Origin of the sequence: Rhodobacter sp. NSM, from assembly GCF_052244495.1 — a bacterium.
In the GTDB taxonomy this organism is placed as follows: Bacteria; Pseudomonadota; Alphaproteobacteria; order Rhodobacterales; family Rhodobacteraceae; genus Cereibacter_A.
In genome coordinates this window covers 25260-51630 of the sequence record NZ_JBQPXH010000009.1, presented here as the reverse complement: position 1 = coordinate 51630, position 26371 = coordinate 25260, and the positions used below count along the sequence as shown (strand labels likewise).

General features: G+C 68.4%; 24 protein-coding genes, 1 pseudogene and 1 other annotated feature. Of the genes and pseudogenes, 9 read left to right on the top strand and 16 right to left on the bottom strand.

Annotated elements, in window-relative coordinates:
* Window positions 1-256: 256 nt before the first annotated feature.
* Window positions 257-1774 carry an aldehyde dehydrogenase gene (adh, locus tag ACTVZP_RS16350; RefSeq protein ID WP_443213230.1) on the bottom strand — a complete coding sequence of 506 codons (1518 nt, stop codon included), beginning with the start codon at window positions 1772-1774 and terminating at the stop codon, window positions 257-259.
* A gap of 137 nt (window positions 1775-1911) precedes the next feature.
* Window positions 1912-2862 (bottom strand): helix-turn-helix domain-containing protein, encoded by a 951-nt coding sequence (locus ACTVZP_RS16345; RefSeq protein WP_443213229.1) that lies wholly within the window; start codon window positions 2860-2862, stop codon window positions 1912-1914.
* Window positions 2863-3432: 570 nt separating this feature from the next.
* Window positions 3433-3488, top strand: a sequence feature (sul1 is cis-regulatory element that is thought to sense ions involved in sulfur or methionine metabolism; They are found in Alphaproteobacteria).
* A gap of 193 nt (window positions 3489-3681) precedes the next feature.
* On the opposite strand from ACTVZP_RS16345, the gene ACTVZP_RS16340 reads away from it, so the two are divergent.
* From ACTVZP_RS16340 to ACTVZP_RS16310, 7 genes are all read left to right on the top strand, one after another.
* A complete protein-coding gene (locus tag ACTVZP_RS16340) occupies window positions 3682-4338 on the top strand; it encodes a serine O-acetyltransferase (protein ID WP_443213228.1) in 657 nt (218 codons plus the stop codon).
* Window positions 4339-4366: 28 nt separating this feature from the next.
* Window positions 4367-4678 (top strand): hypothetical protein, encoded by a 312-nt coding sequence (locus ACTVZP_RS16335; protein WP_443213227.1) that lies wholly within the window; start codon window positions 4367-4369, stop codon window positions 4676-4678.
* Window positions 4675-5370: an SDR family NAD(P)-dependent oxidoreductase gene (locus ACTVZP_RS16330; protein WP_443213226.1), complete on the top strand. Its 696-nt coding sequence runs from the start codon at window positions 4675-4677 to the stop codon at window positions 5368-5370. The genes ACTVZP_RS16335 and ACTVZP_RS16330 overlap by 4 nt, the downstream gene beginning before the upstream one ends.
* Window position 5371: 1 nt before the next feature.
* On the top strand, window positions 5372-6712 hold the full coding sequence (locus ACTVZP_RS16325; protein ID WP_443213225.1) for an ANL family adenylate-forming protein: 1341 nt from the start codon (window positions 5372-5374) through the stop codon (window positions 6710-6712).
* 266 nt (window positions 6713-6978) lie between these two features.
* Window positions 6979-8106 (top strand): MFS transporter, encoded by a 1128-nt coding sequence (locus tag ACTVZP_RS16320; protein WP_443213224.1) that lies wholly within the window; start codon window positions 6979-6981, stop codon window positions 8104-8106.
* A 125-nt stretch (window positions 8107-8231) separates the two neighbouring features.
* Entirely contained in the window at window positions 8232-9557 is a 1326-nt protein-coding gene (locus ACTVZP_RS16315) for a hypothetical protein (RefSeq protein ID WP_443213223.1), read from the top strand.
* A gap of 10 nt (window positions 9558-9567) precedes the next feature.
* Entirely contained in the window at window positions 9568-10290 is a 723-nt protein-coding gene (locus tag ACTVZP_RS16310) for a hypothetical protein (protein WP_443213332.1), read from the top strand.
* 92 nt (window positions 10291-10382) lie between these two features.
* Here the strand turns inward: ACTVZP_RS16310 and ACTVZP_RS16305 are convergent, their stop codons facing one another.
* Window positions 10383-10940, bottom strand: coding sequence for an NADPH-dependent FMN reductase (locus tag ACTVZP_RS16305; RefSeq protein WP_443213222.1), 558 nt, complete (start codon window positions 10938-10940; stop codon window positions 10383-10385).
* A 412-nt stretch (window positions 10941-11352) separates the two neighbouring features.
* On the opposite strand from ACTVZP_RS16305, the gene ACTVZP_RS16300 reads away from it, so the two are divergent.
* Complete coding sequence (locus ACTVZP_RS16300) at window positions 11353-12636, top strand: glycerate kinase type-2 family protein (RefSeq protein ID WP_443213221.1); 1284 nt, start codon at window positions 11353-11355, stop codon at window positions 12634-12636.
* A 67-nt stretch (window positions 12637-12703) separates the two neighbouring features.
* Here the strand turns inward: ACTVZP_RS16300 and ACTVZP_RS16295 are convergent, their stop codons facing one another.
* Both ACTVZP_RS16295 and ACTVZP_RS16290 read right to left on the bottom strand, forming a co-directional pair.
* On the bottom strand, window positions 12704-13696 hold the full coding sequence (locus ACTVZP_RS16295; RefSeq protein WP_443213220.1) for an NAD(P)H-binding protein: 993 nt from the start codon (window positions 13694-13696) through the stop codon (window positions 12704-12706).
* A gap of 184 nt (window positions 13697-13880) precedes the next feature.
* Window positions 13881-15170, bottom strand: coding sequence for a PQQ-dependent sugar dehydrogenase (locus tag ACTVZP_RS16290; protein WP_443213219.1), 1290 nt, complete (start codon window positions 15168-15170; stop codon window positions 13881-13883).
* Window positions 15171-15383: 213 nt separating this feature from the next.
* Here ACTVZP_RS16290 and ACTVZP_RS16285 point away from each other — a divergent pair, with 213 nt between their 5' ends.
* Entirely contained in the window at window positions 15384-16445 is a 1062-nt protein-coding gene (locus ACTVZP_RS16285; protein WP_443213218.1) for a YeeE/YedE family protein, read from the top strand.
* On the opposite strand, the gene ACTVZP_RS16280 is transcribed toward ACTVZP_RS16285, so the two are convergent.
* The 11 genes and pseudogenes from ACTVZP_RS16280 to ACTVZP_RS16230 form a co-directional block, all read right to left on the bottom strand.
* A complete protein-coding gene (locus ACTVZP_RS16280) occupies window positions 16442-17344 on the bottom strand; it encodes an MBL fold metallo-hydrolase (protein WP_443213217.1) in 903 nt (300 codons plus the stop codon). The genes ACTVZP_RS16285 and ACTVZP_RS16280 overlap by 4 nt on opposite strands.
* Before the next feature lie 133 nt (window positions 17345-17477).
* Window positions 17478-18731, bottom strand: coding sequence for an FCSD flavin-binding domain-containing protein (locus tag ACTVZP_RS16275; RefSeq protein ID WP_443213216.1), 1254 nt, complete (start codon window positions 18729-18731; stop codon window positions 17478-17480).
* A 169-nt stretch (window positions 18732-18900) separates the two neighbouring features.
* A pseudogene (locus ACTVZP_RS16270) lies at window positions 18901-19524 on the bottom strand (c-type cytochrome); the annotation flags it as partial.
* Entirely contained in the window at window positions 19508-20788 is a 1281-nt protein-coding gene (soxC, locus tag ACTVZP_RS16265; RefSeq protein WP_443213215.1) for a sulfite dehydrogenase, read from the bottom strand. The pseudogene ACTVZP_RS16270 and the gene soxC, both read right to left, overlap by 17 nt.
* Window positions 20789-20803: 15 nt before the next feature.
* Window positions 20804-22495 (bottom strand): thiosulfohydrolase SoxB, encoded by a 1692-nt coding sequence (gene soxB / locus ACTVZP_RS16260; protein ID WP_443213214.1) that lies wholly within the window; start codon window positions 22493-22495, stop codon window positions 20804-20806.
* A gap of 100 nt (window positions 22496-22595) precedes the next feature.
* Entirely contained in the window at window positions 22596-23453 is an 858-nt protein-coding gene (soxA, locus tag ACTVZP_RS16255; protein WP_443213213.1) for a sulfur oxidation c-type cytochrome SoxA, read from the bottom strand.
* Between the two features lie 60 nt (window positions 23454-23513).
* The gene (soxZ, locus tag ACTVZP_RS16250) at window positions 23514-23843 is read right to left on the bottom strand and encodes a thiosulfate oxidation carrier complex protein SoxZ (protein WP_443213212.1); all 330 of its coding nucleotides are present in this window, start codon (window positions 23841-23843) and stop codon (window positions 23514-23516) included.
* A 22-nt stretch (window positions 23844-23865) separates the two neighbouring features.
* Window positions 23866-24282 (bottom strand): thiosulfate oxidation carrier protein SoxY, encoded by a 417-nt coding sequence (gene soxY, locus ACTVZP_RS16245; RefSeq protein ID WP_443213211.1) that lies wholly within the window; start codon window positions 24280-24282, stop codon window positions 23866-23868.
* Window positions 24283-24311: 29 nt separating this feature from the next.
* Entirely contained in the window at window positions 24312-24782 is a 471-nt protein-coding gene (soxX, locus tag ACTVZP_RS16240) for a sulfur oxidation c-type cytochrome SoxX (protein WP_443213210.1), read from the bottom strand.
* Between the two features lie 107 nt (window positions 24783-24889).
* Complete coding sequence (locus ACTVZP_RS16235; RefSeq protein WP_443213209.1) at window positions 24890-25444, bottom strand: SoxW family protein; 555 nt, start codon at window positions 25442-25444, stop codon at window positions 24890-24892.
* A gap of 11 nt (window positions 25445-25455) precedes the next feature.
* The gene (locus tag ACTVZP_RS16230; RefSeq protein ID WP_443213208.1) at window positions 25456-26193 is read right to left on the bottom strand and encodes a cytochrome c biogenesis CcdA family protein; all 738 of its coding nucleotides are present in this window, start codon (window positions 26191-26193) and stop codon (window positions 25456-25458) included.
* Window positions 26194-26371: the final 178 nt, after the last annotated feature.

Below are 26371 nucleotides of genomic sequence, written 5' to 3'. Positions count from 1 at the left end.
GATGCCTGCGCCTGGCGCCGCATGCCCACGGCCGAGCAAGGCAATGCGGAACTTGCGGATCGCGACGCTGGATCTGCCGGCACCATCGGTGAGGGCCGGGCTTCAGCATGTTGCTGCTGTAGACCGGGAGGGTCCGATCCGCATGTCTTTGCTGCGGCGTTTGGCCTGGCGGCAGGAGCTGATCAGGCAGTCCGGCCCCGCTCTGAGGCGGGGCCGGTCGCAGGCGCGGGGCAGGGAGGGACCCCGCGCTGGTTGCTCAGAAGAAGCCGAGCTTCTGGGGCGAGTAACTTACCAGCAGGTTCTTGGTCTGCTGGTAGTGATCGAGCATCATCTTGTGCGTCTCGCGCCCAATGCCCGACTGCTTGTAGCCGCCGAAGGCCGCGTGGGCCGGATAGGCGTGATAGCAGTTGGTCCAGACGCGACCCGCGTGGATCGCCCGGCCGAAGCGGTAGCAGGTGTTCACGTCACGGCTCCAGACGCCCGCGCCGAGGCCGTATAGCGTGTCGTTCGCGATGTGCAGAGCTTCGTCGGCGTCCTTGAAGGTCGTGACCGAGACGACGGGGCCGAAGATCTCCTCCTGGAAGACCCGCATCCGGTTATGTCCCTTCAGCACGGTCGGCCTGACGTAGTAGCCGCCCTCGAGGTCGCCGCCGAGGTGGTTTCGTTCGCCGCCAGTCAGCACCTCCGCGCCTTCCTTCCGGCCGATGTCGATGTAGCTGAGGATCTTCTCCATCTGCTCGGAGGAGGCCTGGGCGCCGATCATCGTCTCGGGATCCAGCGGGTCGCCCTGCACGATGGCCTCGACGCGCTTGAGGGCCTTCTCCATGAACCGGTCGTAGATCTTCTCGTGGATCAGGGCGCGCGAGGGGCAGGTGCAGACCTCGCCCTGGTTGAGCGCGAACATCGCGAAACCCTCGACCGCCTTGTCGAGGAAGTCGTCGTCGTCCGCGCAGACATCCTCGAAGAAGATGTTGGGAGACTTGCCGCCCAGTTCCAGAGTCACCGGGATCAGGTTCTGGCTGGCGTATTGCATGATGAGCCGCCCGGTCGAGGTCTCGCCGGTGAAGGCGATCTTGGCGATCCGGTTCGACGAGGCGAGCGGCTTGCCGGCCTCGATCCCGAAGCCGTTCACCACGTTGAGCACACCCGGCGGCAGCAGATCGGCGATCAGTTCGGCAAAGACCATGATCCCGGCCGGGGTCTGCTCGGCAGGCTTCAGCACCACGCAGTTGCCGGCGGCCAGTGCGGGCGCGAGCTTCCAGCACGCCATCAGCAGCGGGAAGTTCCACGGAATGATCTGCCCCACCACGCCCAGTGGTTCGTGGAAGTGGTAGGCAATGGTATCCTGGTCGATCTCGGAGATCGAACCTTCCTGCGCGCGCAGCACGCCCGCGAAGTAGCGGAAATGGTCGATGGCGAGCGGCAGGTCCGCGGCCATCGTCTCGCGGATCGGCTTGCCGTTGTCCCAGGTCTCGGCGGTTGCGAGAAGCTCGAGATTCTCTTCCATCCGGTCGGCGATCCTGAGCAGCACGCGCGACCGCTGGTCGGCGCTGGTGCGGCCCCAGCCCTCGCGGGCCGCATGGGCCGCATCGAGGGCGGCCTCGATGTCGGTCGCATCCGAGCGTGCGATCTGGCCGATGATCCGCCCTGTCACGGGCGAGACGTTCTCGAAATAGCTTCCATTGGCGGGGGCGCGGAACTCGCCGCCGATGAAGTTGTCGTAGCGCTCCTTGAAGGGAGCGGTGCGGATGCGGAAATGTTCCACCTTGTTCATTGTGCAGATCCTCCTCTCGGGCCGTCTCCTCGCGGCCATAGGAGAAGGATTGCCGCCTTGCCGGCCGGCGTCACTCCGGCCGCGTCAGATCGCGCGGCCCCTGTGTCGCGTTTCTGCGACAGGTGAGCAGGGCAGGTTCAGTTCCGGCGTCCAAGGCGGCGGTGGAGGGTCGCACGACTGAGCCCGAGCGAGCGGGCGGCGGCCGAGACATTGCCGCCGGCGCGGGCCAGCGCCCTGTTGAGGACGGCGCGTTCTGCCGCATCGGGCGATTCGTGTGCCAGGATGCCGAGGAGATCCGCGGCCGGCACCGGTGCGCGGGCGAGATCGCCGCGGAGCCCGAAGTGAAGGCGGGCGGCGCGGGTCGCGCCCACGACCAGTTCGTCCGCATCGACTGCGAGGATGGCGCGCTGCGATGTCCGGTCCGCTCCGGGCACGAGGACCATCCGCTCGTTCGGGAAACGGGCGTGGAACAGGTCCGTCTCGATCTGGCGCGCGGCATCCGTCACGGACCGGCCGATGAGGGCGGCCACATCGCGCGTGACTTCGGACCGTGTCGACGAGACGTCAATCACCGCGGCCAGAGAACCCTCCGCATCATGGATCGGCGCGCTGGTGCAGCTGAGGGCGATATGCGCGCTGAAGAAGTGCTGATCGCGGTGGATGGTGACCGCGCGCTCCTCGGCAAGGCAGGTGCCGATCCCGTTGGTGCCGGCGCGCGCCTCGGACCAGACGGTGCCCGTCCAGAGCCCGCAATCCTCGAAGTCGCGATCGTCGGCTGCACGACCCCTCCGGTCCAGGGGAATGCCGTCGCGATCGGCAAGAAGCACGCAGGCGCCCATGCCCGAGACGAGATGGAAGAGCCGATCAAGCGTCGGTCCTGCGACACGCAGAAGGCCTTCCAGACGCTCGCGTGCCATGCGGAACTCGGTGGCCGTCAGGCGCTCGTGCCGGCTGTGGCGCGCCGGATCGAGTCCGTGGACATTGGCCGAGCGCGACCAGGACGCCACCAGCGCGGAGCGTGCCGCGGCATCGGCCGCCAGCGCCTGCTCGATCCGGGCGAGATGTATCTGCGTGTCGCTTGCTGGCACTGGTCCGCCGCCTCCTCCATACCGGCCTTTGGCCCGGCGCCATGCCGGGATTTCTCCGGACGAGCCCCACCTGCGGGAGGTGTGGCTGCGCCCGTTGCTCGCGGGCGTGGCTGGCCTCTCGCGGAAGACGGGGGCCGTGCCGCATCGGCGGATCCCCTGGGGTGTCCGGAGTGACGATGAGGATCGCCGGCCGCCATGGTGGCGGCAATGGTCCAAAGGTCGGAAGGCGCTCGGGTCGGCCGGTCACGAATGCGGGGCTCGGGATGAACCAGCGGATCAGGATCGTGCCGAAGTGAAGCACGCGAAGGTGGCCTCTGGGCGGCCTGCCTGTCCCGGCGACCCGGACGCGGTGGAAGCCCCTTGAGGTTCCCGCCACGGGCGGCGCATCACGGTTCGCGTGTCGTGTGGGGGCGCGCCGCGCCGCGCGTGGGTATTCCCGCATGAGGAGTTGCGGGACAACCTGAATAATGTGCGCCGTCGCATATTCCTGGCGCGCATCCAACCTCTTGCTGCATGTGCATGATTTCGGACTTGTCATCGGAAGCGGTCACGTTACCCTCTGATCAATCGCATGGACCCGGTGTGATTCCGGGTGGCTCTTCCGGCCGCTGATCCGCCGGACCACGCTAGATTGCCTCGATCCCATGATGTGATTTGCGGCTGGACTCGCCTTTCGCGGTCCTGCTGCATATCGGATCTGACCAGCCGGCCAGCGGATCTGCCGATCCCTCGCAGCGCTATCGAAGCGACGCGGATTTCCTGCGCTGGTCTGTCATGCGGTCCTTCTGGCCGATCGAGGCTCCAGCCTCTCTGGTGACGATGACGAAGAACTTTGAACCGACTTCCGCCTCCGAGGACCGCCTTCCCGCGGCGGTCGTCTCCTCGCGCAGCGATGCGTTGGAGCGCATGCTCCAGATGCCGTTCGATGGCGACGAGGCGGCCATGATCCGCAATGTCGGCCTCCGCTACATCATCGGCGAGGATTACCGGGCGCACGAGCGCGATATCTTCGCGCCGGGTCTCCACGCGCTCTGGACCCACCGGATCGGCGTCCATTCCGCGAACCTGCGTCCACCGCTTCGCCTGCTCGCGCGCGCAGTGCATGCGGTGGGGCAACTTTTCTGCCGGAACTTCTATGGCATCGAGATCGAGCGCAGCGTTCGGATCGGGCGCAGGCTCCAGCTCGGCCATCAGAACGGGATCGTGATCCATCGCCACGCGACGGTCGGACACAACTGCGTCATCCGGCAGGGCGTTACGTTCGGCGTGGGGACCGACTGGATCGAGGGCCAGGGGCCCGTGATCGGCAACGAGGTGCGCTTCGGCGTGGGCGTCGTCGTCATGGGCAATGTGACCATCGGCGACAACGTCACGGTGGGCCCGAACTGTGTGATCTCGTCCGACGTGCCGCCCGATTGCACGCTCTTCGTGCCGCCGCCGCGCGTCCTGCCGAAGGCACGTTCGGAAGCAGAATAATGAAGCCTTTTTTCAACGGAGTATTTTCATGACTATCGACAAGGACCGGCTTCTGGCCGCCATGCAGAATGCGGTCGAGGAGGTCAACCTGACCCTCCCGCCCGAGCGCCAGATATCTTCGGACCCGGATGCCGTGCTCTACGGCGACGGAAGTGCGCTCGACTCGCTGGGGCTGGTCAATTTCGTGATGGCCGCGGAGCAGCATGTCGGCGACGAGACCGGCTGCGACATTGTCCTCGCCTCCGAAGCGGCGATGTCCCGCAGGCGCAGTCCCTACCGGAGCCTGCGCAGCCTGGCCGAATACGCGGCGGAACTCGTCTCCGGAGCCGACGCAGCATGAGCCAGGTGATCGCGATCACCGGCACGCGCAAGGGGATCGGCCGCGCGCTGGCCGAGACCTACCTCGAGCGTGGCTGCCGGGTCGTCGGATGTTCCCGCGATGCGAGCGATCTCGTGCACGACGGCTACCGCCACTACGAACTCGACGTCGCCGACGAGCGCGCGGTGGCCTCGATGATGCAGGATGTGCGCCGGAAGGAAGGGCGGCTGGACGCGCTTCTGAACAACGCGGGCATCGCATCAATGAACCATGTGCTGCTGACCCCCGGCAGCACCGTGCAGCGGGTCTTCGCGACGAACGTGCTGGGCACGTTCCTCTTCTGCCGTGAAGCCGCGAAGCTGATGGGCCGGCATCGCTATGGCCGCATCGTGAACTTCGCGACCGTCGCCACTCCGCTCAAGCTCGAGGGCGAGGCCGCCTATGCCGCCTCGAAGGCGGCCGTCGTCTCGCTGACCGAGGTGCTGGCGCGCGAACTCGCGCCCATGGGCATCACCGTCAATGCGGTGGGGCCGACGCCGGTCCCGACCGATCTGGTGGGTGCCGTGCCCGAGGAGAAGATGTCCGCCCTGATCGCTCGGCAGGCGATCCCGCGCTATGGAGCGATGGAGGATGTCCTGAACGTCTGCGACTTCTTCCTGCGCAGGGAGTCGGACTTCGTGACCGGGCAGACCATCTATCTCGGTGGCGTCTGACATGGCGGACGGATTGCGGCATCTGCTCGACCGCATGTCGGCGGCGGGCGGCAGGACGGCCCTCATCGCCGCGGACGGGAGCAGGACGACCTACGAAGCGCTGCTGGCCCGCGTCGAACACGCGGGCCGGCGGCTGGAGGCGGAAGCTGTGCCGCATGGCTCGTCGGTTCAGCTCTGCGGCGACTACGGCCCCGACGCGGTGGCATGGCTTCTTGCACTCTGGCGGCACCAGGCCGTCGTGACGCCGGTCGCTCCCACGAGCGCCGAGGGCCGGGAGGAGTTTGCGACAATCGCCGATGCCGAATGGCGGATCGAGGCTGCGCGGGACGTGCTCGTGCCGCTGGGGGGACGCTCGGCACACCCGCTGCTCGACCGGCTCCGCTCCGAGAAGGCGCCGGGTCTCGTGATCTTCACCTCGGGCACATCCGGGGCGCCGAAGGGGGCGGTTCATGACCTGCGCCGCCTGCTCTCCAAGTTCGAGAAGCCGGGCAAGGATCTGGTGACGCTGGCGTTCCTCCTCTTCGACCACATCGCCGGCATCGACACGCTGCTCTATGCGCTGGCGAACGGCTCGACGCTGGTCTGCCTGCCTGATCGTTCCGTTCCGGCAGTGCTTGACCGCATCGCGCGTCACGGTGTCGAGGTCCTGCCGACGGCTCCGTCCTTCCTCAACCTCCTGCTTCTGACAGGTGGCGCCGACCTTCATCTTCCGAGCCTGCGCATCATCACCTACGGCGCCGAGATGATGCCGCAGGGACTGCTTGACCGTGTGGCCGATGCCTTCCCGAACGCGCAGCTGATCCAGAAGTACGGTACCTCCGAACTTGGCGCCCTGCGCTCGCGGTCCGACGGCGCGCGGTCGCGCTGGATCCGTCTGGATGGCGAGGGCGCCTCATGGCGGGTGGTGGAGGGCCTTCTCGAGATCCGTGCGACGAGCGCGATGATCGGCTATCTCAATGCGCCGAGCCCCTTCACCCCCGACGGCTGGTACCGGACCGGCGATCTGGTCGAGGTGGAGGGCGACCGGCTGCGTCTCCTCGGCCGGGCTGGCGACATGATCAACGTCGGCGGGCAGAAGGTCTTTCCGGCGGAGGTCGAGGCGGCGATCATGACGCTTCCGGAGGTCGCGGAAGTCGCAGTCCACGGGATGCCGCATCCGATGCTCGGCGCCGCCGTCTGCGCCCGCGTCCGCATGAGGGATCCTCGGCTCGCGAAGGCGGAGATCCGGACGCTTCTGCGCAAGGGGCTCATGGGGCGGCTCGAAGCCTACAAGATCCCGCAGAGGATCGAGGTGACGGAAGAGCCGCTGACGACGGAGCGCTTCAAGCAGAAACGCGGCTGACGGACGCTGCGCCAGACTGCTTCGTGGCAGCCGGATGCCGTCGGTCATGTCGACCTGCCGGTGAGGAGGCGTGATGCCTCCGCCATGGGCACAGAACGTCGCCACCGTATCCGTCATTGCGGGATCCGTTCCGGTGGGGCACAAGGTTTGCGGCTTGCGGCGTCCACGGTCTTCCTGCCGAAGACCGGGAGGAGATGCCGAGCGTCGGCCCCGACCGCCGGTTGTCCCGACGCGCCACCGGCCCCTTCTTGCGAGATCACGACACGATGACAGACGACACGCCTTCCACGCGCCTCGCCACGCGGCTGTCCTTCTTTGCGGCGGGTTTCGCCATGTCCTGCTGGGCGCCGCTCGTGCCCTTCGCCAAGACACGCTCGGGCGCGGACGACGCGCAACTGGGACTCCTGCTTCTCTGTCTCGGGGTCGGATCTCTTGTGGCCATGCCGATCACGGGCTGGATCAGCGCAAGGACCGGGGCGCGGCCCATGATCCTCCTGGGCGGCATCGGGATGGTGCTGATCCTTCCCGTACTCGGAACGGCGGGACAGGCCTGGCTGCTGGCGCTTGCGCTCCTGCTTTTCGGCGCATCTCTGGGAACGCTCGACGTGGCGATGAACGTCCATGCCGTTGCGGTCGAGCGCGACGCCGGCCGACCGCTGATGTCGGGTTTCCACGCCATGTTCAGTGTGGGCGGCTTCGCCGGCGCCGGGGTGATGACGGTGCTGCTGTCGCAGGGACTGTCACCCGCCCTTGCCGCGGTGACAGGCAGCGCCATTGCGCTGGCGGCCATCATTGGTGCGGGGCCGAGGCTTCTGCGCGCGCGGGGGGGCGAGCCGCCGCAACTCGTCGTCCCGCGGGCCGCAGTGCTGCTGCTTGCGGGACTTGCCGCCGTCACCTTCCTCGTCGAGGGCGCGCTTCTCGACTGGGGCGCGCTTCTCCTCGTGGGGCGGGGGCTGACGGAGCCGGCGCAGGGCGGTCTCGGCTACATGCTCTTCTCGGTGGCCATGACCATCGGGCGGCTGGCCGGCGACCGGATCGTCATGGCTCTCGGCGACCGGAGGGTTCTCGTCCAGGGCGGGCTTCTGACGCTGGCGGGCTTCGCGCTGCTCCTCCTTTGGGACTGGAGGCCGGGCGCCATGGCGGGCTTCGTGCTGATCGGGCTCGGGGCATCGAACATCGTGCCGGTGCTCTTCAGCCTTGCCGGCCGCCAGACCTCGATGCCGCCTGCGCTGGCCATCGCGGCCGTCACGACGACCGGCTACGCGGGCATCCTGGCGGGGCCGGCGCTGATCGGCTTCGCCTCACATCTCACCAGCCTTCCGACCGCCTTCTGGATGCTCGCGGTCATGATGGCGCTGGTGCCCGCGACGGCGCGGCTGGCGGCGGCACGCTGAAGCGCCACCTCGCGCGTTCTTGAAGCGGCGTGAGGGACAAGCGCCTTCGTCCGACGTGTCGCAAGACATAGATCAACGTGCGCGCGGAACCCTTCGGCGCCGATACCCGCTGGAAGGTTGAGCCTATGCCGGACACGACCCCCGAGTTGCCGACCGCTGCGCCTCCGGATCCGCGGCGGCAGAGTCTCGACGCGGGCCAGAGGCAGGCCGGACCGTCTGCGGCGCCACCGTTTGCCGAGCGATCCGGCGCCCGGCATGCGCGAGAACTCGAGCGGCACCTCGGATGGCTCGACAGTTTCACCGGCGTGGCGCTTGGCGTGCTGGCCGCCGCCTCCGGCATCTACACCTATCTCGGGGTCCGGACGCTTCTGGACGATACCGGCGCGTGGACGACCTTCGCCGCGCTGTCCTATTCCATCGCGGTCTCGGTCGGGATCTTCGTCTTCTGGTCCTACATGATGCGACTGCTGCCCGCGATGCGCAGCGCGGCGTCGCGGATCGGCCTGCTCTGTTCGATGGCGCTCGGCAGCCTCGCCATCATCGCCATGTCCTCCTGGCTGAACGCCGCAGCGCTCGCCGGAGCGGCGGCGGTCGAGCAGCACCTGGCCGAGACGGTGCAGGACTACCAGGCATCGCTCGAGCAAGCGCATTCGAATGCGATCGCGGGCCAGAGCCTCGGGCGCGACGTGGCGCGGGTGCGGCAGAGCTTCGGCGACCTGTCCGAGCAGGAGGCGGTGGGCGATCTCTCGGGCTTCGCCGGGCGGGGGGCGGTGTTTCGCGTGCTCACCCAGAAAGCGGCCGAGCTGGAGGCGCTGGAGACGCAGATCGCCGCGCAGGATGCGCCACTGGCCGCCGCTTTCGCCGAGGGCAACGCGATCCTCAGCAGGATGCGCGCGCTGACGGTCGAGGCGGGGCCGGTCGAGCAGCGGTCGGTCCGCTTCTCGGAGGAAGCCGTGCGGCTGGCGGGGATCGTGGCGCAGTTGCGGCAACTCAACGTGGCGCCGCTGGTGGCGCGTGCGGCGCAGGATCTGGCCGAGTCCGTCGTGCTGCCCGAGCTTGACGGAGGCTCGGACCTCGCCCGGTCGAGCCAGGCGAGCACGATCGACTCGGTCCTGTCGCTGCTGCGCCAGCGGGCCGAGACACTGCGCGGCGCGGCGGCCGAGGTCGAGGTGCTGCCGCCGGCCGAGGAGACGGTCTACACGCCCATTTCGGCCGCCGATGCGGTGATCCGGTATGCCGGCAATTTCGTCCCGAGCTGGGCCGGTGCCATCGCCATCGACCTGCTGCCGGCGGTGCTTGTCTTCATCATCATGGTCACGCAGTCGGCGATCAGGGCCGGCCGTGGAGAGGGTTCGGCCGAGGAGACGATGACGGTGGCAGAGTTGCGCGCCGCGCTTGCGGCCGCGCGTCTCCTGCAGGAGACGGAGTCGCACCGGGATGCGGCTCCGTGAGGGTGCGACCGTGACGGCCAACGCCGCTCCGCGCCGGGCAATCCGGGCGATGCTGGTGCTTCAGGTCGGGATCGGTGCCGCTCTGATCGTGATGGATCTGGTGCGGCCGGCGCCGCCTTCCCCCGCCGATCTCTTCTCGCCCGCGACGGCTCCGCAGACGAGACCCTACCGCCCCGACCTGCGCCCAGCACCGGGAACGGACGGTCCCCAGATGCGTCCCATGCCCGCGCGGCTCGAATTCGGTCTTGAGGGCGGGCGGATGACGCTCACCGGGCAGATCGCACAGGGGGATGCGGCGCGGTTCACCCGTTTCGTCGAGGAGCGCGGGACACGGCCGGAGGTGATCGCTCTCGACAGCTCGGGGGGCGTGGTTGCGGAGGCCCTGCTGATCGGCCGCCAGATCCGTGACCTGAATGCTGCAACTGAGGTCGGGCGTGGGTCGGTCTGCCTGTCCGCCTGTCCCTATCTGCTTGCGGGAGGCACGCCGCGGCGGGTCGAGGGCGGCGGTCTCGTCGGCGTCCACCAGCATTACTTCGGCGAGAACAGCCTTCTGCCGGCCTTCCTCGCCGTCGAGGACGTCCAGCGCGGGCAGGCGGAGGTCATGCGCTACCTTGACGAGATGGGCGTGGATGTCCGGTTGATGATGCACGGCATGGAGACGCCCGCGCGCGACATCTACATGCTCGACCGCGAGCGCATGGAAGAGCTGCGGCTGGTGACCGAGGCGGGCTGAGCCAAGACAGGCTTCTGCGCCGACTTGCCCGACCGGCGCCCGCGGCGGTGAGGCCGATGCCGCTCCACGCCGGATCCCGCTCTCCCGGATGCTCAGTCCAGCGGGCGGCGCAGGAACCGTGCGTAGCCCTGCAGGAACTCGGCGAGGCGTTCGCGTGTGGCGGGATCGGTCAGGGTGCCGGCCTCGTCGAAGACGTCGCGCGCCCGCGACACCATGAGGCGGCCGCCGAACCACGGCTCCATCCCCAGCGTTCGGATCACCGGCAGCCAGTGCGTCTGCGCGAGCGTCGTTCCGAAATTGCCCGGCGACGCGCCGATGATGGCGACCGGCTTGCCCCGAAAAAGGTCGCGCCCGGCGGGCGGGCGGCTCATCCAGTCGATCGCGTTCTTGAAGGCGCCGGGAATGCCGTTGTTGTATTCTGGCGTGACCAGAAGAAGCGCATCCGCGGCGGCGAGACCTTCCTGCAGAGCGACGACCGCCGCGGGCAGCCCATGTTCGGCCTCCATGTCGCCGTCGTAGATCGGCACGCCCGCGATGGAACGCACCTCGATCTCGACCCCTTCGGGCGCAAGATCTGCCGCGGCTCGCAGAAGGCCCGTGTTGAATGAGGCACGCCTCAGGCTGCCGGAGATACCGAAGATGCGCGTCATGCCATGTCCTCTCTGCCTTCTCCCGATCGGATCTGCCGGGGAGGATCCAGTCTGGCTGCACCCGCCGGGCTTGGCCAGACCCGGTGTGCCCTGATGACCTGCGCGCTTCGTCGTGCCGGCGGCCTGTTAGGCCGCCCGATGCCGCCAATCCTGCGGCAAGCTGGGGTCTCGTTCCGCGCCTCGGAGGGCTGCCGCCCGCTGCCGCCCGGCCGTCCTCCGCTTGCCGGAAGGCGCCGGCGAGCACCTGCTCCGGACCTCCACCTTTCGCAGCCATTGCCTTGGTCCGATCAAGCTGAAAAGACTTGATCAGGAAGCCGGAGCCGTGGGCGCGCCGCGTGTGTCACGGCGGAGCCGGATCCGGAGGCGGCGGGCGAACAGGCGCGGCGGGCCCGGTCGGTGAAGCGAGGCAGGAATGACGGACTGGACGGATGCGACGGCGGGTTCCTTCCTGCGCAGGCTCTTCGAGCGCGCGGTGGAGGCGTCACAGCCCGGCGCGCGCATTCCGCCGCTGCTGCCGCCATGCCCGGCCGGACGCATCGTCGTGCTCGGTGCGGGCAAGGCTTCCGTGGGCATGGCCCGCGCGGTCGAGGAGCATTACGGGGACTTTCCGCGTCTTTCCGGGCTCGTCATCACGCGGCATGGGCAGGGCGGTCCCGGACAACTTCGGCGCATCGCACTGCGCGAGGCGGCGCATCCGGTCCCTGACGCGGCGGGGCTGGCCGCCACGAAGGAGTTGCTTGCGCTGACGGAGGACCTCGGGCCGGACGATCTCGTGGTCACGCTGATCTCTGGCGGGGCCTCGGCGCTCATGGTGGCGCCGATCTCCTGGCTCACGCTCGAGGACAAGGCCGGGCTGAACCGCGCGCTTCTCGCCTCTGGCGCGACCATTTCCGACATGAACTGCCTGCGGCGGCATCTCAGCCGGGTGAAGGGCGGGCGGCTCGCCGCCGCCTGTGCGCCCGCCCGGGTGCTGGCGCTGCTCGTCTCCGACGTGCCGGGCGACGATCCTGCCGTGATCGCCTCGGGCCCCTGTCACGCGGATCCGACCAGCGTCGCCGATGCCCTTGCCGTGCTGCGCCGCCTGAACCTGGACCTTCCCCGGATCGAGGCGGCGCTTGCCGGCGCCGAGGCCGAGAGCGTGAAGCCCGGCGATCCGCGTCTCGCGCGCGTGGAAAGCCACATCGTCTGCTCGCCGCAGATGGCGCTGGAAGCGGCGGCAGAGGTCGCGCGGGCGGAGGGATTGCACGCCCATATCCTCGGGGATGCCGTTGAAGGCGAGGCGCGCGAGGTGGGGCGCGTCATGGCGGGGATCGCGCGGCAGGTGGTGCTTCGAGGCCAGCCCTTCGAGCGCCCGTGCCTTCTCCTGTCGGGCGGCGAGACGACAGTCTCGATCCGCGGAGCCGCGGGCCTCGGTGGGCGGAACGTGGAGTTCCTGCTTGCCTATCTCCTCGCCGCACGCGACCTGCCGGGATGGGCGCTGGCGGCGGATACCGACGGTGTCGACGGCGCGGCCGAAGTCGCCGGCGCAGTGGGAGGTGCCGGGCTTTTGCAGGCGGCACGGGCGGCGGGGATCGATCCCGTCGAGGCGCTGGCCGGGCATGATGCGCACAGCTTCTTCCAGAAGCTCGTCGCGCAGGTGGTCACCGGCCCCACCGGCACGAACGTGAATGACTTTCGAGCGATCCTTCTGCCCTGAAGGGGCCGTTCCGCCAGTTCGACTTCCCGCGGTCCGCAGTGAGGTTGGCGTGGTCAGCGCCGTGCCTTCAGAAGACGGCGTGCTCGCCCAGGTCGACGGTGGCTTCGTCGCGCAGGAGACGGGCATAGAACTCCTCGAGCGTCTCCCGGCCGGTCGAGGGCGTGGCATCGGCATCATATCGTCCGGTGGCCGGATCGAGAACCAGCATGGACTCGGTCGCGTAGTAGCGGCCAATGCGGGCAAGCTCGGCCTTGTCGCGCAGCTTTGGCGCGACCCGCCCCAGAGTGCCGAGGACTCCGATGATCGTGTCCAGCAGCGCGACCGGCACATGTCTGAACCTCGGCTCCTGCCCCATCAGTCGGAAAAGTATCTCGCCCTGCTCGCGTGGCGTGATGGCAGGACCTGGGCCGCCGATGGGCAGGATCCGGTTCCTCAGGCTCTCGTCCTCGAGGCAGCGGGCGATGTAGCGGCCGAGATCGTCGTCGCTGATCGGCTTGCAGGCTGTCAGCCGGCCGTCCCCGAAGACGAGGAAGGGTCGGCCCTGCCGCAGGCGCTTCACCTGACCCGAAAGCGACTTGAAGAAGGCGGTGGGGCGTACGATGGACCAGTCGAGGCCTGACCGCATCAGCTCTTCCTCGAAGGCAAGCTTGGCCTGCTGGAAGGCGAGGAGCGGCTTCTGCACGCAGATGGCCGAGAGCAGCACAACCTGCGTGACGCCTGCTGCCTTGGCCGCGGCGAGCGCGTGCGAATGGGCCTTGTGGTCGATCTCCCAGGCGTCCCGCGGCACGCCCGTGCGCGAGGCGAGGCAGGAGACGAGCGCGTCGAACTTCTCGGTCTGGAAGCCGTCGCGCACGAGCGAGGTCGGGTCGGTTACATCGCCGTAGCGCAGGATCGCGCCGTCGGGCAGGTCCACACGCCGACCGGGGCTGCGGGGGCGCAGGAAACAGACCACCTCGTGTCCCCGCTCGAGCAGGGCCTTGACCGTCGCGCGACCGATCGTGCCCGTGGCGCCGAGCATGAAGATGCGCCGGGGCTCGGGAAGGGTGGCAGGCTGGCTCATCGCGACATTCCTCGGCTGTCTTTTTCCCGCCGGACGGGGCAGGGGCCAAGCCAATCTAGGCGGCGGCGCATTGCGCCAGAAGGGGACTTGAGGTCGCGTCGCGCAGCCGTGCAGCTCTTGTGGCGGTCACGTCTGCCGGCAGCGGGAAAAGGCGTTCGGGCGGCCGACAGGCAGGCGCGCGAAGTCAGGCGCCGGTAACGCGCCAGATCACGTCGCCGACATCGTCCGCAAGCAGCAGAGACCGTCGGTCCGGTCCGACCGCCACCCCTACCGGTCTTCCGAAGGCCAGCTTCTCATCGGCGGACAGGAAGCCTGTCAGGACGTCCCTGGGCGGCCCGGACGGCCTTCCGTTCGAGAAGGGCACGAAGATCAGCCGATAGCCGCTGAGCTTCGAGCGGTTCCAGGATCCGTGCTGCCCGATCGCCATCCCTTCCGGGAAGCCGGGCAGCGTCCCCTCCGGCACCCAGCAGAGGCCGAGCGAGGCCGTATGTCCCCCGAGCGCATAATCGGGCGTGATCGCCCGGGCGACCATGGCGGGGTCCTGCGTCACCCGGTCGTCCATGATCCGGTTCCAGTAGCAGTAGGGCCAGCCGTAGAACCCGCCGTCCTCCACCGAAGTGAGATAGTCGGGCGGGGTCTCGTCGCCGAGGCCGTCGCGCTCGTTCACCACCGTCCAGAGCACTCGGGTCGCGGGCTCCCAGGCGAGGCCGACGGGGTTCCGCAGACCCGAGGCATAGATCCGCGACTGTCCGGATGTGAGATCCAGTTCCCAGATCGCGGCGCGGCCTTCCTCGGCCTGCATCCCGTCGTCTCCTATGTTGCTGAGAGAGCCGACGCCCGCATAGAGGCGGCGACCGTCGGGCGAGACGATCAGGCTGCGCGTCCAGTGCCCGCCGGGCTTGAAGGTCGTGAGCCTGCGCCCTGGACCATCGATGCGTGTTGCACCCTCGTGGTAGGGGAAGGCCAGGATCCCGTCGGTATTGCCGAGGTAGAAGGTGCCGTCGACGAGCGCCATGCCGAAGGGTTGGTTCTGGCCTTCGAGGAAGGTTTCGCGCAACCCGGCCTCGCCGCGTCCCTCCGCATCGCGGAGGAGCGTGACCCTGTTCGGGCTGTGGCCGAGGGCGCGAGCCCGCCGCATCGTGGCCTGTGCCGCTGCATCGAGGAGATTCTTCGGCGGCGTGGGAAGTTGGCGGGATTCGGCCACCAGAACGTCACCGTTCGGCAGGACCTCGATCCACCTCGGATGTTCCAGCCCGGTCGCGAAGGCATTGACCTTCAATCCCGGCGCCGCCGTGGGCAGATGCCCCTGTGCCCAGCCGCGGGCCACCGGCATCTTGAGCGTCATGATGCCCTGACTTCTTGCCTCGGGGATGGAGGGGGAGGGGCCCAGTGCCTGGATGGCGGGCGATCCGTAGCGCCTCATGAGGACCATCGTGTTGCCGACGACGGCGGTGGCGCGCGCCAGAAAATCCATGTGTTTTCCTCGACCATTCCCCAAAGAGGCTAGCGCAAGCGCCGATTTAATCAATCGGCGGAAGGTCCTGTGGTGCTTTGTCTGCCTCGTGCGGTGCCCTGCGCACGTGTTCCCGCCGCCGGTTGCGCTTGCGGGAGCGACGACGGCTGATCCAGATCAACCCCTTCGGCTGCATCCCCAGTGTAGCATCCGCCATCTGCCGGGGAGGGTGCCATGGATCTCGTGCCGCTCGTGGACCTCGTGGGCGAGGCACGGACCTCGGCCCTCTTCGGGCTGCTGACGGGCCTCGTCTTCGGCATTGCCGCGCAGCGCTCTGCCTTCTGCCTGCGCGCCGCGACGGTCGAATTCGCGCGCGGCCAGTTCGGACAGCGCATGGCCGTCTGGCTCCTGACCTTCTCGACGGCGCTGGTCTGGGTGCAGGCGGCCGAGGGATGGGGCTTCTTCCGCTCGGGCGACGCACGGATGATGGCCGTCGCCGGCTCCTGGTCCGGCGCGATCATCGGCGGGTTCCTCTTCGGCGCCGGGATGGTGCTTGCCCGCGGATGCTCGGGCCGGCTTCTGGTGCTGGCGGCGACCGGGAACCTGCGTTCGGTGGTGGCGGGGCTGATCTTCGCCGTCGTGGCGCAGATGTCGCTGCACGGGTGGCTGGCTCCGCTCCGCGACTGGCTGGCCCGGCTCTGGGTGACGCCGGGAGGGCGCAACGTCGACCTTCTCGACCTGCTGAACGTGCCGCGCGAGGCGGGCCTTGTGCTGGGGCTGGGCCTCGCTGGCTTCGCGCTCTGGCTTGCGCGGAAGAACCGGATTGGCGCCTCGACCCTCGTCTTCGCCTCGGGCGTGGGCTTTGCCGCGGCGCTCGGCTGGGTGCTGACCTACAACCTCGCGCAGGTCAGCTTCGAGCCGATGGCTGTCACCTCGGCCACCTTCAGCGGCCCGTCGGCGAACACGCTCATGTTCTTCCTCGTCCCCGAGCCGGAGTTCGGCTTCGATGTGGGGCTCGTGCCGGGCGTCTTTCTCGGCGCTCTCATCGCTGCGGGCCTGGCACGCGAGTTGAGATTCCAGGGCTTCGACGGCGCGCCGGCGATGCGGAGGGCGATGATCGGCGCTGTGCTCATGGGTTTCGGGGCGATGCTTGCGGGTGGCTGCGCGATCGGGGCGGGCGTGTCGGGCACGTCCATCTTCGTGGCGACCGCCTGGCTCGCGCTGCTCTGCATGTGGATCGGGGCCGTCCTGACGGATCTCGTGGTCGATCAGGCGGCCCGCCCCGCAGTGGCCTAGGCGAGCAGGAAGCGAAAGCCGGCCGCCGCCCGTCCGACACGGCCGATGCCGCCGTCGGGCAGGTGGAAGCCGACGAGCAGGAGCCCTTCCTCCGCCGCCTCGGCAAGCAGTGCCGCACGGGTCGTCGCGGCAAGGGCGGCATCCTGATCCGAAGGAGACAGCCACTCCGGCCTCTCGAAGCCCACGTGGGCGTTCGTCACCGCGTCGCCCGCGATCAGCATCGGCTCGTCCGCCTCGATCCTGAAGGCCAGGTGGCCAGGCGTATGGCCGGGCGTCAGGCGGGCGACCACACCGGGCAGCACCTCGTCTCCGTCCTCGACCAGCCCGATGCTGTCCGCGATGATCTCCAGCCGCCGCCTTGCGCCCGCCGCGAATGTGGCGCGGGCCTCGCCGATGGACGAGGCCGTCTCCGGGTCCATCCAGTAGTCGAACTCCACCCGTCCCATGACGTGCCGGGCCCCGGCGAAGAGCGGCTCGTCGAACTCGTCGAGCAACCCCCAGAGATGATCGGGGTGGCCGTGGGTGAAAAGGACGTCGGTGACTTCGTCCGGGGTGACGTCCAGAGCAGCCAGGGCTTCGGAAAGACGGCCTGCCGTCGGCATGAAATCCGCGCCCGCGCCGACGTCGAAGAGCACGGTGTTGGTGCCGTCCCTGAGAAGCGTCACGTTGCAGGGCGGCTCGACCGATCCGCCCGCAATGCCGTGGCGGGCGAGGATGGGCGCGAGTTCATCCTTCGGCATGCCGCCGAAGAGGAAGTCGGCGGGCAGGACGAGATGGCCGTCGGACAGCGTGTCGAGGCGCAGGCTGCCGCTCTCGATCCGGCTGCCCGACCAGAGGCGTCCGGGCAAGGCGATGCCCGCTGCGGCAGTGGCGAGGAAGCGGCGGCGCGTGACGGTCATTGCTGGCCTCTCTGTGGTGATTGCCTGGGCCGGCGCGGATGGACCTTGCGCTCCGTCCGGTTGCCGGCTCGTGTGGCTGTGGCTGTGGCTGTGGCTGTGGCTGTGGCTGTGGCTGTGGGTGTGGGTCGCGAGGTCAGCCGAACATCTCCTCGGTGATGGCGGCATACCAGCCGAGGCTCTGCTGCCAGGTCGCCAGCCGCGTCGCCCTGTTCTCGCCCATCTGGCTGATGAAGCGGTCCGTGCTCGCGATCTTCTCTGGCGTGGGTTCGTAGGTGCCGCCGACCTTGACCGAGTCCTCCGGCGCGATCAGCGACCAGCAGGTGTTGGCGTAGCGTGCAGGCGGCGCCGTGGCTCCGGCGAGGTCGGCCAGGATGGCCGCGGCCACCACATGCGCCTGACTGTTCGCCGCCGACGCCGATTTCGGCATGTCCCCCGCAATCGAGGCATCGCCGAGCACGAAGATCCGCGGATCGAAGCGGCTTCTCATGGAGGACGGGTCGATCGGGGCCCAGCCGGTCTCGTCCGTCAGGGCCGCTTCCGCGACGAGGCGGCCTGCGACCTGTGCCGGAATGACGTTGCAGACGTCGACCGCTTCCGCCTCGCCGTCGATCACCACTTCCATCCGGTCGGGGCGCACCTCGATCCGGTCGCCACCCATGTCGGGCCCCAGCCGCTCGATCATGTTCGGGTAATGGGCCTGCCAGCCTTCCTCGAAGAGGGTCTGCTTGGAATAGTTCTTCTTCGGGTCCAGAAGCAGGATCCTGGCACTCGGGTTGATCTCGGTCAGGCGGTGCGCGACCATCGACACCCGCTCGTAGGGTCCGGGGGGGCAGCGGTAGGGGTTCGGCGGCGCAATGAGGCAGAAGACCCCGCCCGGCCGCATCGCATCGACCTGCTCGCGCAGGAGACGCGTCTGCGCCCCCGCCTTGTAGGCATGCGGCATGAGATCCGCGGCAGCGAGGCTCCAGCCCGGCACGCTCTCCTCGACGAAGTCGATGCCGGGCGAGAGGACGAGGCTGTCCCAGCCGAGGCTTCCGCCGCCTGCCAGCCTGACGCTGCGGCTGTCCCGGTCGATCCCGGTCACGCTGTCGCGGACGAGGGTGACCCCGAGGGCCGCGAGCCGGTCATAGCCGTGGGCGATGCTGTCGAGACTGCGGAGGCCGCCGAGATGCAGGTTCGAGAAGAAGCAGGTGTGATAGACCGCCTTCGGCTCGATCAGCGTCACCTCGGCCGCGCCGGCGCCCGCCACGACAAGACGATGCGCCACCGATGCGCCGCCGGCCCCGCCGCCCACCACCACGACCCTGGCCCTGGCCTGCCCGATGACGGCGGGCGCGGCGAGGCTCGCGGCGGCGGAAGCCAGGAAGGTGCGTCGGGTGAAGGTCATCGCGGAACTCCAGTTCATGCGGTTCGGCGCGCCCGACAGGCCGGGACGACCTGTGGCGGCCGGTCCGCCGATCCTCTCTCCATCCCCGTCCGATCCCGCCGCGCCGTCGCGCAAGGCTCGCTGCCGATGCGCCCGGTCCAGTGCGCCTTCGCGTTCGTCAATCCGTCGCGTCGTCCGGAGTCACGTCGAGGACGGTCGCGTGCATCGTGATCTCGACCTCGGCCTTGCAGTCCGTCATGCAGGGCGGCTGGCTGAAAGCCGGGATCTCGGTCGTCGCGCGGTCGTCCACGAAGAAGCCGTCGGCATTCGGCATCTGCACCTCGAGGAAGTTCTCGCGCGAGAGGGTGAAGTCCTCGTCCACCAGATCGTTGTTGTAGAGGAGGTAGGCCACGATCGCATAGGTCTCGTCGGTCGTCAGGCTGCGCGCGTCGCCGAAGGGCATGGCGCGGTGGACATAGTCCCAGGCCGTCGAGAGATAGGGCCAGTAGCTGCCGATGGTCTTCTGCGGATCGTCGTGGTCGAGCGTGCCGTCCCCGCCCGCAAGCTTCGGCCAGTTGTCGACGCCTTCGCCGAACTCCCCGTGACAGACGGCGCAGCGGTCCGAGAAGAGCTCCTCGCCGGTGGCCACGTCGCCCGAACCTTCGGGCAGGCCCAGCCCGTCGGGCCGGATGTCGATGTCCCAGGCGGCGACCTCCTCGGGGAGTGCGACGCGGCCGATGCGCGGCCCCTCGGCCGCGGCAACGGGCGCGGCCACGAGTGCCGCGAGAAGCAGAAGCTCAGGAAATTTCGACATTTTCCGCCTCACCGTTCGATTTCACCCACCAGGTGTGGATGCCGTTGTTGTGATAGACCGAATTCACGCCGCGCACGGCGCGCAGCTGGCTCTTGGTCGGTTGGACATAGCCCGTGCTGTCCACCGCCCGTGACTGGAGGAGCAACTCCGAGCCGTCCCAGTCGAAGTCGAGATAGAAGCGGTGCAGGGCCTTGTCCTGCGAAGGTCCGGAGAGGCGCGCCTGCTGCCAGTTCTTGCCGCCGTCGAGCGAGACGTGGACCTCGCGGATCGAGCCGCGGCCGGACCAGGCGAGGCCCGAGATCACCGTGGGGCCGGGGCCGTGGGTGATCGGCGCCTGCGGGCTCGGGCTCGTGATGATCGACTTCGCATCCATCTCCCAGGTCCAGCGGCGCGAGCGGCCGTCGGCCATCGTGTCGGTGTATTTCGACGTCTCCTCGCGGTGCTCCCAGGGCTCGTCGCCCACCTCGACGCGTCGCAGCCACTTGACCCACATGTTGCCTTCCCAGCCCGGCACCACCAGCCGGACCGGATAGCCATGTTCCATCCGCAGCGCCTCGCCATTGGCCTTGAAGGCGACCAACACGTCGTCGAGCGCCTTCTCGATGGGCAGCGACCGGCTCATGGCCGAGGCATCGCCGCCCTCGACCAGCACCCACTTGCCCTCGGGCTTCACGCCCGCCTCGGCGAGCAGGGTGCGCAGCGGAATGCCGGTATATTCCATGTTGTGGATCATGCCGTGGGTGAACTGGCAGCCGTTGAGCTGCGCGCCGGCCCATTCCATCCCGCCGTTGGCGGCGCATTCGAGGAAATAGGTGCGGTTCTCGCGCGGGAAGCGCTCGAGATCCTCGTAGGTGAAGACCAGCGGGCGGTCGACGAGCCCGTGGATCATCAGCCGCCAGTCAGCCTTGGAAAGCTCGATCGCCCCCGCGTGGTGCCGCTCGAAGGCGCATCCCTGCGGGGTGATGGTGCCGTCGAGCGCGTGGATCGGCGTGAAGTTCACCGACGAGATCGTGTCAGCCGTCAGCCACTCGACGTTGCGGCGCACGACATGCGACTCGAAGTGGATGGGCATGCCGTAGGGCGTGGCGTCCACACCCTCGCCCAAGGCCTGCGCCCAGGGCTGCACCTCGGTGATGAGCGGATCGGGCGTGGCCGCGCGGGCGGCCGTCGCAGCCAGGGCGCCGCCGGCTGCGGCCCCTGCAAGGAAGCGGCGGCGGGTCGGGCCTGTCCCGGTCCTCGTGCCTCCGGTGGTGTCGTCGGTCATGGCGGTTCTCCCGTCTCAGGCGCCGGTGATGGTGACGGAGCTGTTCGGCTCCAGCTTCACGGTGCCGGTCTTCTTCAGGTGGCTTTCGACCACGTCCCAGATCTGCGGCCCCTCGGTCCCCTCGTTGACCGAGGCCCAGCCCGCGACGGTGTAGTTGCGCGCCGGGTCGATCGCCTCTCCGGTGCGCAGGAGCGTCATCTCGGAGATACGGCTGCCGATGGGCTGCGAGATGTCGATCCGGTAACCGAGGCCGCCCACGCGCACCATGTCGCCCCCCTGCTGGTAGTAGGGATCGGGGTTGAAGATGTTGTCGGCCACGTCCTCGAGCACCGTCTTGAGGAATTCGCCGGTCATCTGGTTGCGGTAGCAGGCGCCGTAGGTCATCGAGGTGGCCGCCATCAGGTCCTCGCGCCGGATCGCCTCACCGGGCATGACGCTCGGGCCCCAGCGCACGCCGGGCGACATCGCGATCTCGGCATCGCGCTCGGAAAGCATCGCCTCGCAGATCAGGTCGTCCCAGGTGCCGTTGAAGTTGCCGCGGCGATAGAGGAGACTTTCGGTGCGGGCGAGTTCCTCCGACAGCTGCGGCTCGAAAGGTGCGCGCGCCGCATCCACGAGCGCCGCCATCTCGGGATCCGGCGCGATGACGTCCGCGAAGATCGGGATCAGCTTGTGGCGGAAGCCCATCATCCGCCCGTCGCGCAGGTCGAGATCGACCCGGCTCACGAACTTGCCGTGCGAGCCCGACGCGATGAGGATGGTCTCGCCCACCAGCAGCGGCTCGGGCAGGGCATCGTGGGTGTGGCCGGTAAGGATGACGTCGATCCCCTTGACCTGCGCGGCCATCTTGCGGTCGACGTCGAAGCCGTTGTGCGAGAGGCAGACGACAAGGTCCACCCCTTCGGCCCGCACCTCGTCCACCATCTCCTGCATCCGCTCCTCGCGGACGCCGAACGAATATTCGGGAAACATCCAGCCGGGGTTCGCGATGGGCATGTAGGGGAAGGCCTGGCCGATGACCGCGATCCTGAGGCCGCCGCGCTCGAAGATCTCGTAGGGCGGGAAGGCGGGCTCGTCCCATTCCTTGTCGAAGATGTTGGCGCCGAGGAACGGGAAGGGCAGGGCGTCCACGATCTCCTTCACGCGCTCGGTGCCGTAGGTCCATTCCCAGTGCGAAGTCATCGCATCGACCTTCAGCGCGTTCATCGCGTCGACCATGTCCTGCCCCTTTGTGAGCAGCGCCGTCATCGATCCGTGCCAGGTGTCGCCGCCGTCGAGCAGCAGCGCCTCGGGCCGGTCGGCGCGGATGGCCTTCACCACGGTCGCGATCCGGTCCATGCCGCCCATCCGGCCGTAAGCCTTCCCCAGCGCCTCGAAATCGGTGTGGGTGAGGGCATAGGCCTCCGGGCTGCCCGGCTCGATCCGGTAGAGCTTCAGGAAATCCGCTCCGGTCACATGGGGCGGCTTTCCCTTCGCGTCCCCCACTCCGAGGTTGATCTCGGGCTCGCGGAACCAGATCGGCTTCAGCTGGGCGTGCAGGTCGGTGACATGGATCAGCGTGAGGTTGCCGAACGGCTCGGAGCGGAGCAACTGGTCCTGTGTCAGCGCCTGCTGAGCGGCGAGGCGCGACCAGCGGCCGATGCCCGAGGCGCCCCAGATCACCGAGGCGGCAAGGCTTGCCTGAAGGAATTCGCGGCGCGAGATCATGCTTGGATCGTCCTCTGAGGCCAGCCGAGGCCGTCGCGCCCGATGGCGCGAGGGTCCGGCCGAAGGGGAGGGGCGCGCAGGAACCGCGCGCCGGGAGAGGTCACTGGCGGACGGCAAGGCCCTCGACAGGCAGCGTCATGCCGCGCGAGGCGACATAGAGCTCCAGTGCGCGGAACTCGGGGGAGCCCACCTCGAAGGGTTCGCCGCGGGTGTCGCGGATGCAGCCCGAGAACCGCTGATGGATCGAGACGATCCCCGCATCCGCCAGCCGGTAGGTCGGGAAGCCGTTGATCTGGCCCTGGCTCAGGTGGTCGGCGCGGATCATCTTGCCCATGTTCAATTCGTGGCAGGAGGCGCAGGACAGTTCGAGCTGTCCGTAGCGGGTATAGTAGATCTCCTTGCCCTGCTCCCAGTAGGGCTCGGCCGGACCGTCGATCTTCACCGCCACGGGCATCCCGCGCGACTGGACCGAGATCGCCGAGGTCATCTGCTTCATCTGGGGCGAGTTCCACTTCCAGGCTTCGGCGCCCATGCGCTCGGTCCGGCAGGTGTTGATGAAGTTCTCGACCGACCACAGGTCGTTGCCCGCGGGGTTGACCTTCGGCATCGAGGCGCGGACGCCCTTCATGCTCTCGATCCCCTCGTGGCACGAGGCGCAGGACTTGCCCTCGCTGCCCTCCACCGTGTTCCAGAGATCGACGCCCAAGTCCGCAAAGACCATCGCCGGGTTGTCGAAATCGTCCATCTCCAGCGCGCGGGTCTCGTCGGTGCGAAAGAGCCAGCCGGAATAGACGGTGTCGAAGGCAGCCTTGAGATGCTCGGGCGCCTCGGCGCGGGTCGGGATCTCCAGCTCGCCATTGATGACGAGTTCGGCATCGGGGTGCGGGTCCGCCATCGCCGGCGCCGAAGCGAGGGCCAGAGTGGCGGCAAGAAGCGGGCTGCGCAGGCGCAGTCTCATGTGGCGGTTCCTCCCTGGGTTCGGCCGCCCGGGTCCCCGCGGGCAGCCCATGCCTGAGGCTCAGGCGACCTCGATCGTCTTCTTGTCCTCGTAGACGGAGCCATCGTCGTCATACCAGGTGAAGGTGAACTCGCCGGTGGCGTCCACCTTGGCGTCGAATTCGAAATAGGGATTGGTCGAGACCGCGGGCTCGATGGTCACGTCGATCACGTTCACGCCGTTGAAGTCGCAGGTGAAGCGGTTGATGATCGAGCGCGGGATCAGGTTGCCGTCCGGATCCTTGCGCTGCCCGCTTTCCATCTGGTGCGAAATCAGGGTCTTGAGCGTGACGACCTCGCCCGGGCTGGCGGTCTTCGGCACCTTCACGCGGGGTTTTGCGTCCTTGGCCATGTCTCTGCCTCCTCTCGTTCTCTCAGCCGCCGCAGCCGCCGATGGTGACCTTCACGGTGGCGCTCGTCTGGACGAAGCTGCCGTCCGCCATCTTCGCGATCGCCACGACATCCTGCGTCTTCGCAAGGCGGATGCGGGTCGCCGCCATCTGCGAGCCTGCGGCGGGGCCGAAATTGAAGGTGGCGACGGCGGGCTCGGGATTGCCCGTTGCGACCAGCATGATCGACGCCGCGCCGGGCGCGTCGACCGAGACCGGCACGGTGTTGCCGTTCTCGGCGATCTCCGGTGCGGTGAGGGAGATGCCGCCGGTGCCGATCGCAGCACCTCCGGTGAAGGCCGCGATCGCCTCGTCGGCGGCGGCGTTCGCCGGCAGCGGCAGGGTCAGGACGGCCAGTCCGCCGAGGCCCAGTGCCAGGGTCTCTCGTCTCGAAAGCCTCATTCGGTATCCTCCTCTTCGGGCCTCTCCGGTCACTGCTTGAGCGTCAGGAGATAGGCGACGACATCCTCGATCTGTTGCGCGGTCAGGATCGGCGGCAGGTCGGCGGGTGCGGGCTTGGTGGTGTAGGCATCGCCCGGCCGGATGTAGCCGCTGTTCTTGTAGAAGGCCGGCATCACCGAGCCTTCGAAGGTCATCTTGGCGTTGGCCACGATGCCGCGCAGTTGCGCTTCGCTGTAGCGGTCGGCCACGCCCTCGAGCGAGGGCCCGACGTCGCCGTGGAACGGAACGTCCGCCATGGTGGGGATCTGGTGGCACGCCACGCAATTGCCCTGCGGGCGCGTCGTCATCACCTTCGCGCCGGCCTCGGGATCGCCCGGAGTTCCGGTGAGCGACCCGTCGAGAGCCCCTTCCGTGAACTGCAGGTCATGCGGTCCCGTCACGGCCAGCGCCGGCAGGGCCAGGCACGCTGCGACTATCCCCGGCAGATACTGGTGCCTCATCCTCTCCTCCCTCGTCTCCTCCGACTCGAACGATACGTCGGCTTGTCACGTCGCGCAATAAAGATATTACAATTCTTGCATAGCTTGCTGCGGTGGATGCCCGCATCTCAGTTCGAGGCGTTCATCCGTTCGGCCACAAACTTCTGAAAATGCTCGCCACTTTCATAACCGTGGTCGCGCACCCAGGTCAGCAGGGCCGCCGTCGTGCCCTTGCCGAAGGCGCCCGGCATGGTCGCAACGGCGGCCTCGGCAGCGGTCTTGCCGTCCGGAACCTCCTCGGGAAGGAACATCAGCGTCGGCGTGAACATGACCCCCCAGCGCTGCGCGGCCTCCTTTTCGGTCATGACCGTGCCGTCGAAGTCGGTCACCTCGGTGTCACCGAACAGGTTCATCTGCACGACGAAATAATGATTCCGGATCAGGGCGTCGATCTCGGGATCTGGATAGATCTCCTCGTGCATCTTCGTGCAGTAAATGCAGCCGCGCTGCTCGAAGGTGACGAGCAGCCGCTTGCCCTCGGCATTGGCCTCCGAGAGATCCTCGCGCAGGTCCTTGAACGTGTCGCGGAGCCAGTCGGGCTTGTGCAGCCCGTCGTCGCCGAGCTCTGCCGCATGGGCGGGCAGGGCGAAGGCGAGTGCCGCTGCCAGTGTCAGAAGTCGCATCTTCTCCTCCCTCAAGTGAGCGTTCCGCTCCAGTCGAAATGGCGGATCATGAAATCGGCGATCCGGTTGACGGAATTCGTGGCGATGAGCACGGCGAAGAGGATGAGCATGGCGCCCATGGCCTTTTCCACATGGCCCAAGTGGCGGCGATGCCGACCGACCCAGGCCAGGAACGGCTGGGCGAAGAAGGCGGCCAGCACGAAGGGCAGCGTCATCGCCAGTCCGTAGGTCAGCAGCAGCGAGGCTCCGCGCCAGAGCTCGCCCATGCCGCTGGCGATCATCAGGATCGCGGCGAGCGCGGGCCCGACGCAGGGGGTCCAGCCAAAGCCGAAGGCAAGGCCCATGACATAGGCGCCGAGCAGGCTCGACGGTTCGGCGCGCGATTCGATCCGCGCCTCGCGATAGAGGACGGGTATGCGCAGCAGCCCGAGGAAATGCAGCCCGAAGAGGAACAGCACACCGGCCGCCACCCAGGAGAGCGGCTCCTTCCAGCGGGCGAAGGCCTGCCCCAGCGCGGTGGCCCCAAGGCCCAGCAGGACGAAGATCGTCGTGACGCCGAGCGCGAAGGCGAGCGCCGAGACGACGAGGCGACGTTGCGCCCCCGGCGCGATGCCGGCAGTCCCCCGCAGCTCGTGCATCGAGATGCCTGCCATATAGCAGAGATAGAAGGGCACCATGGGCAGGATGCAGGGCGACAGGAAGGACAGGAACCCCGCCAGCGCGGCTCCGCCATAGCTCATCTCGAACATCCGCTCCCCCCTCGGTCCGGCAGAACATGACCGGCGCCGGCCCCGGAGGGCAGCGTCCGGGCCCGGCCCGTCGATCATTACGCTTGACGCGGCGCCGCCTCCCCGCGGGACCGCCAACTCCTCCCCGGCGGGCAGGACCCGCCTCCGCAGCCCGGCACGCGCGAAAGGCGCTTGCAGC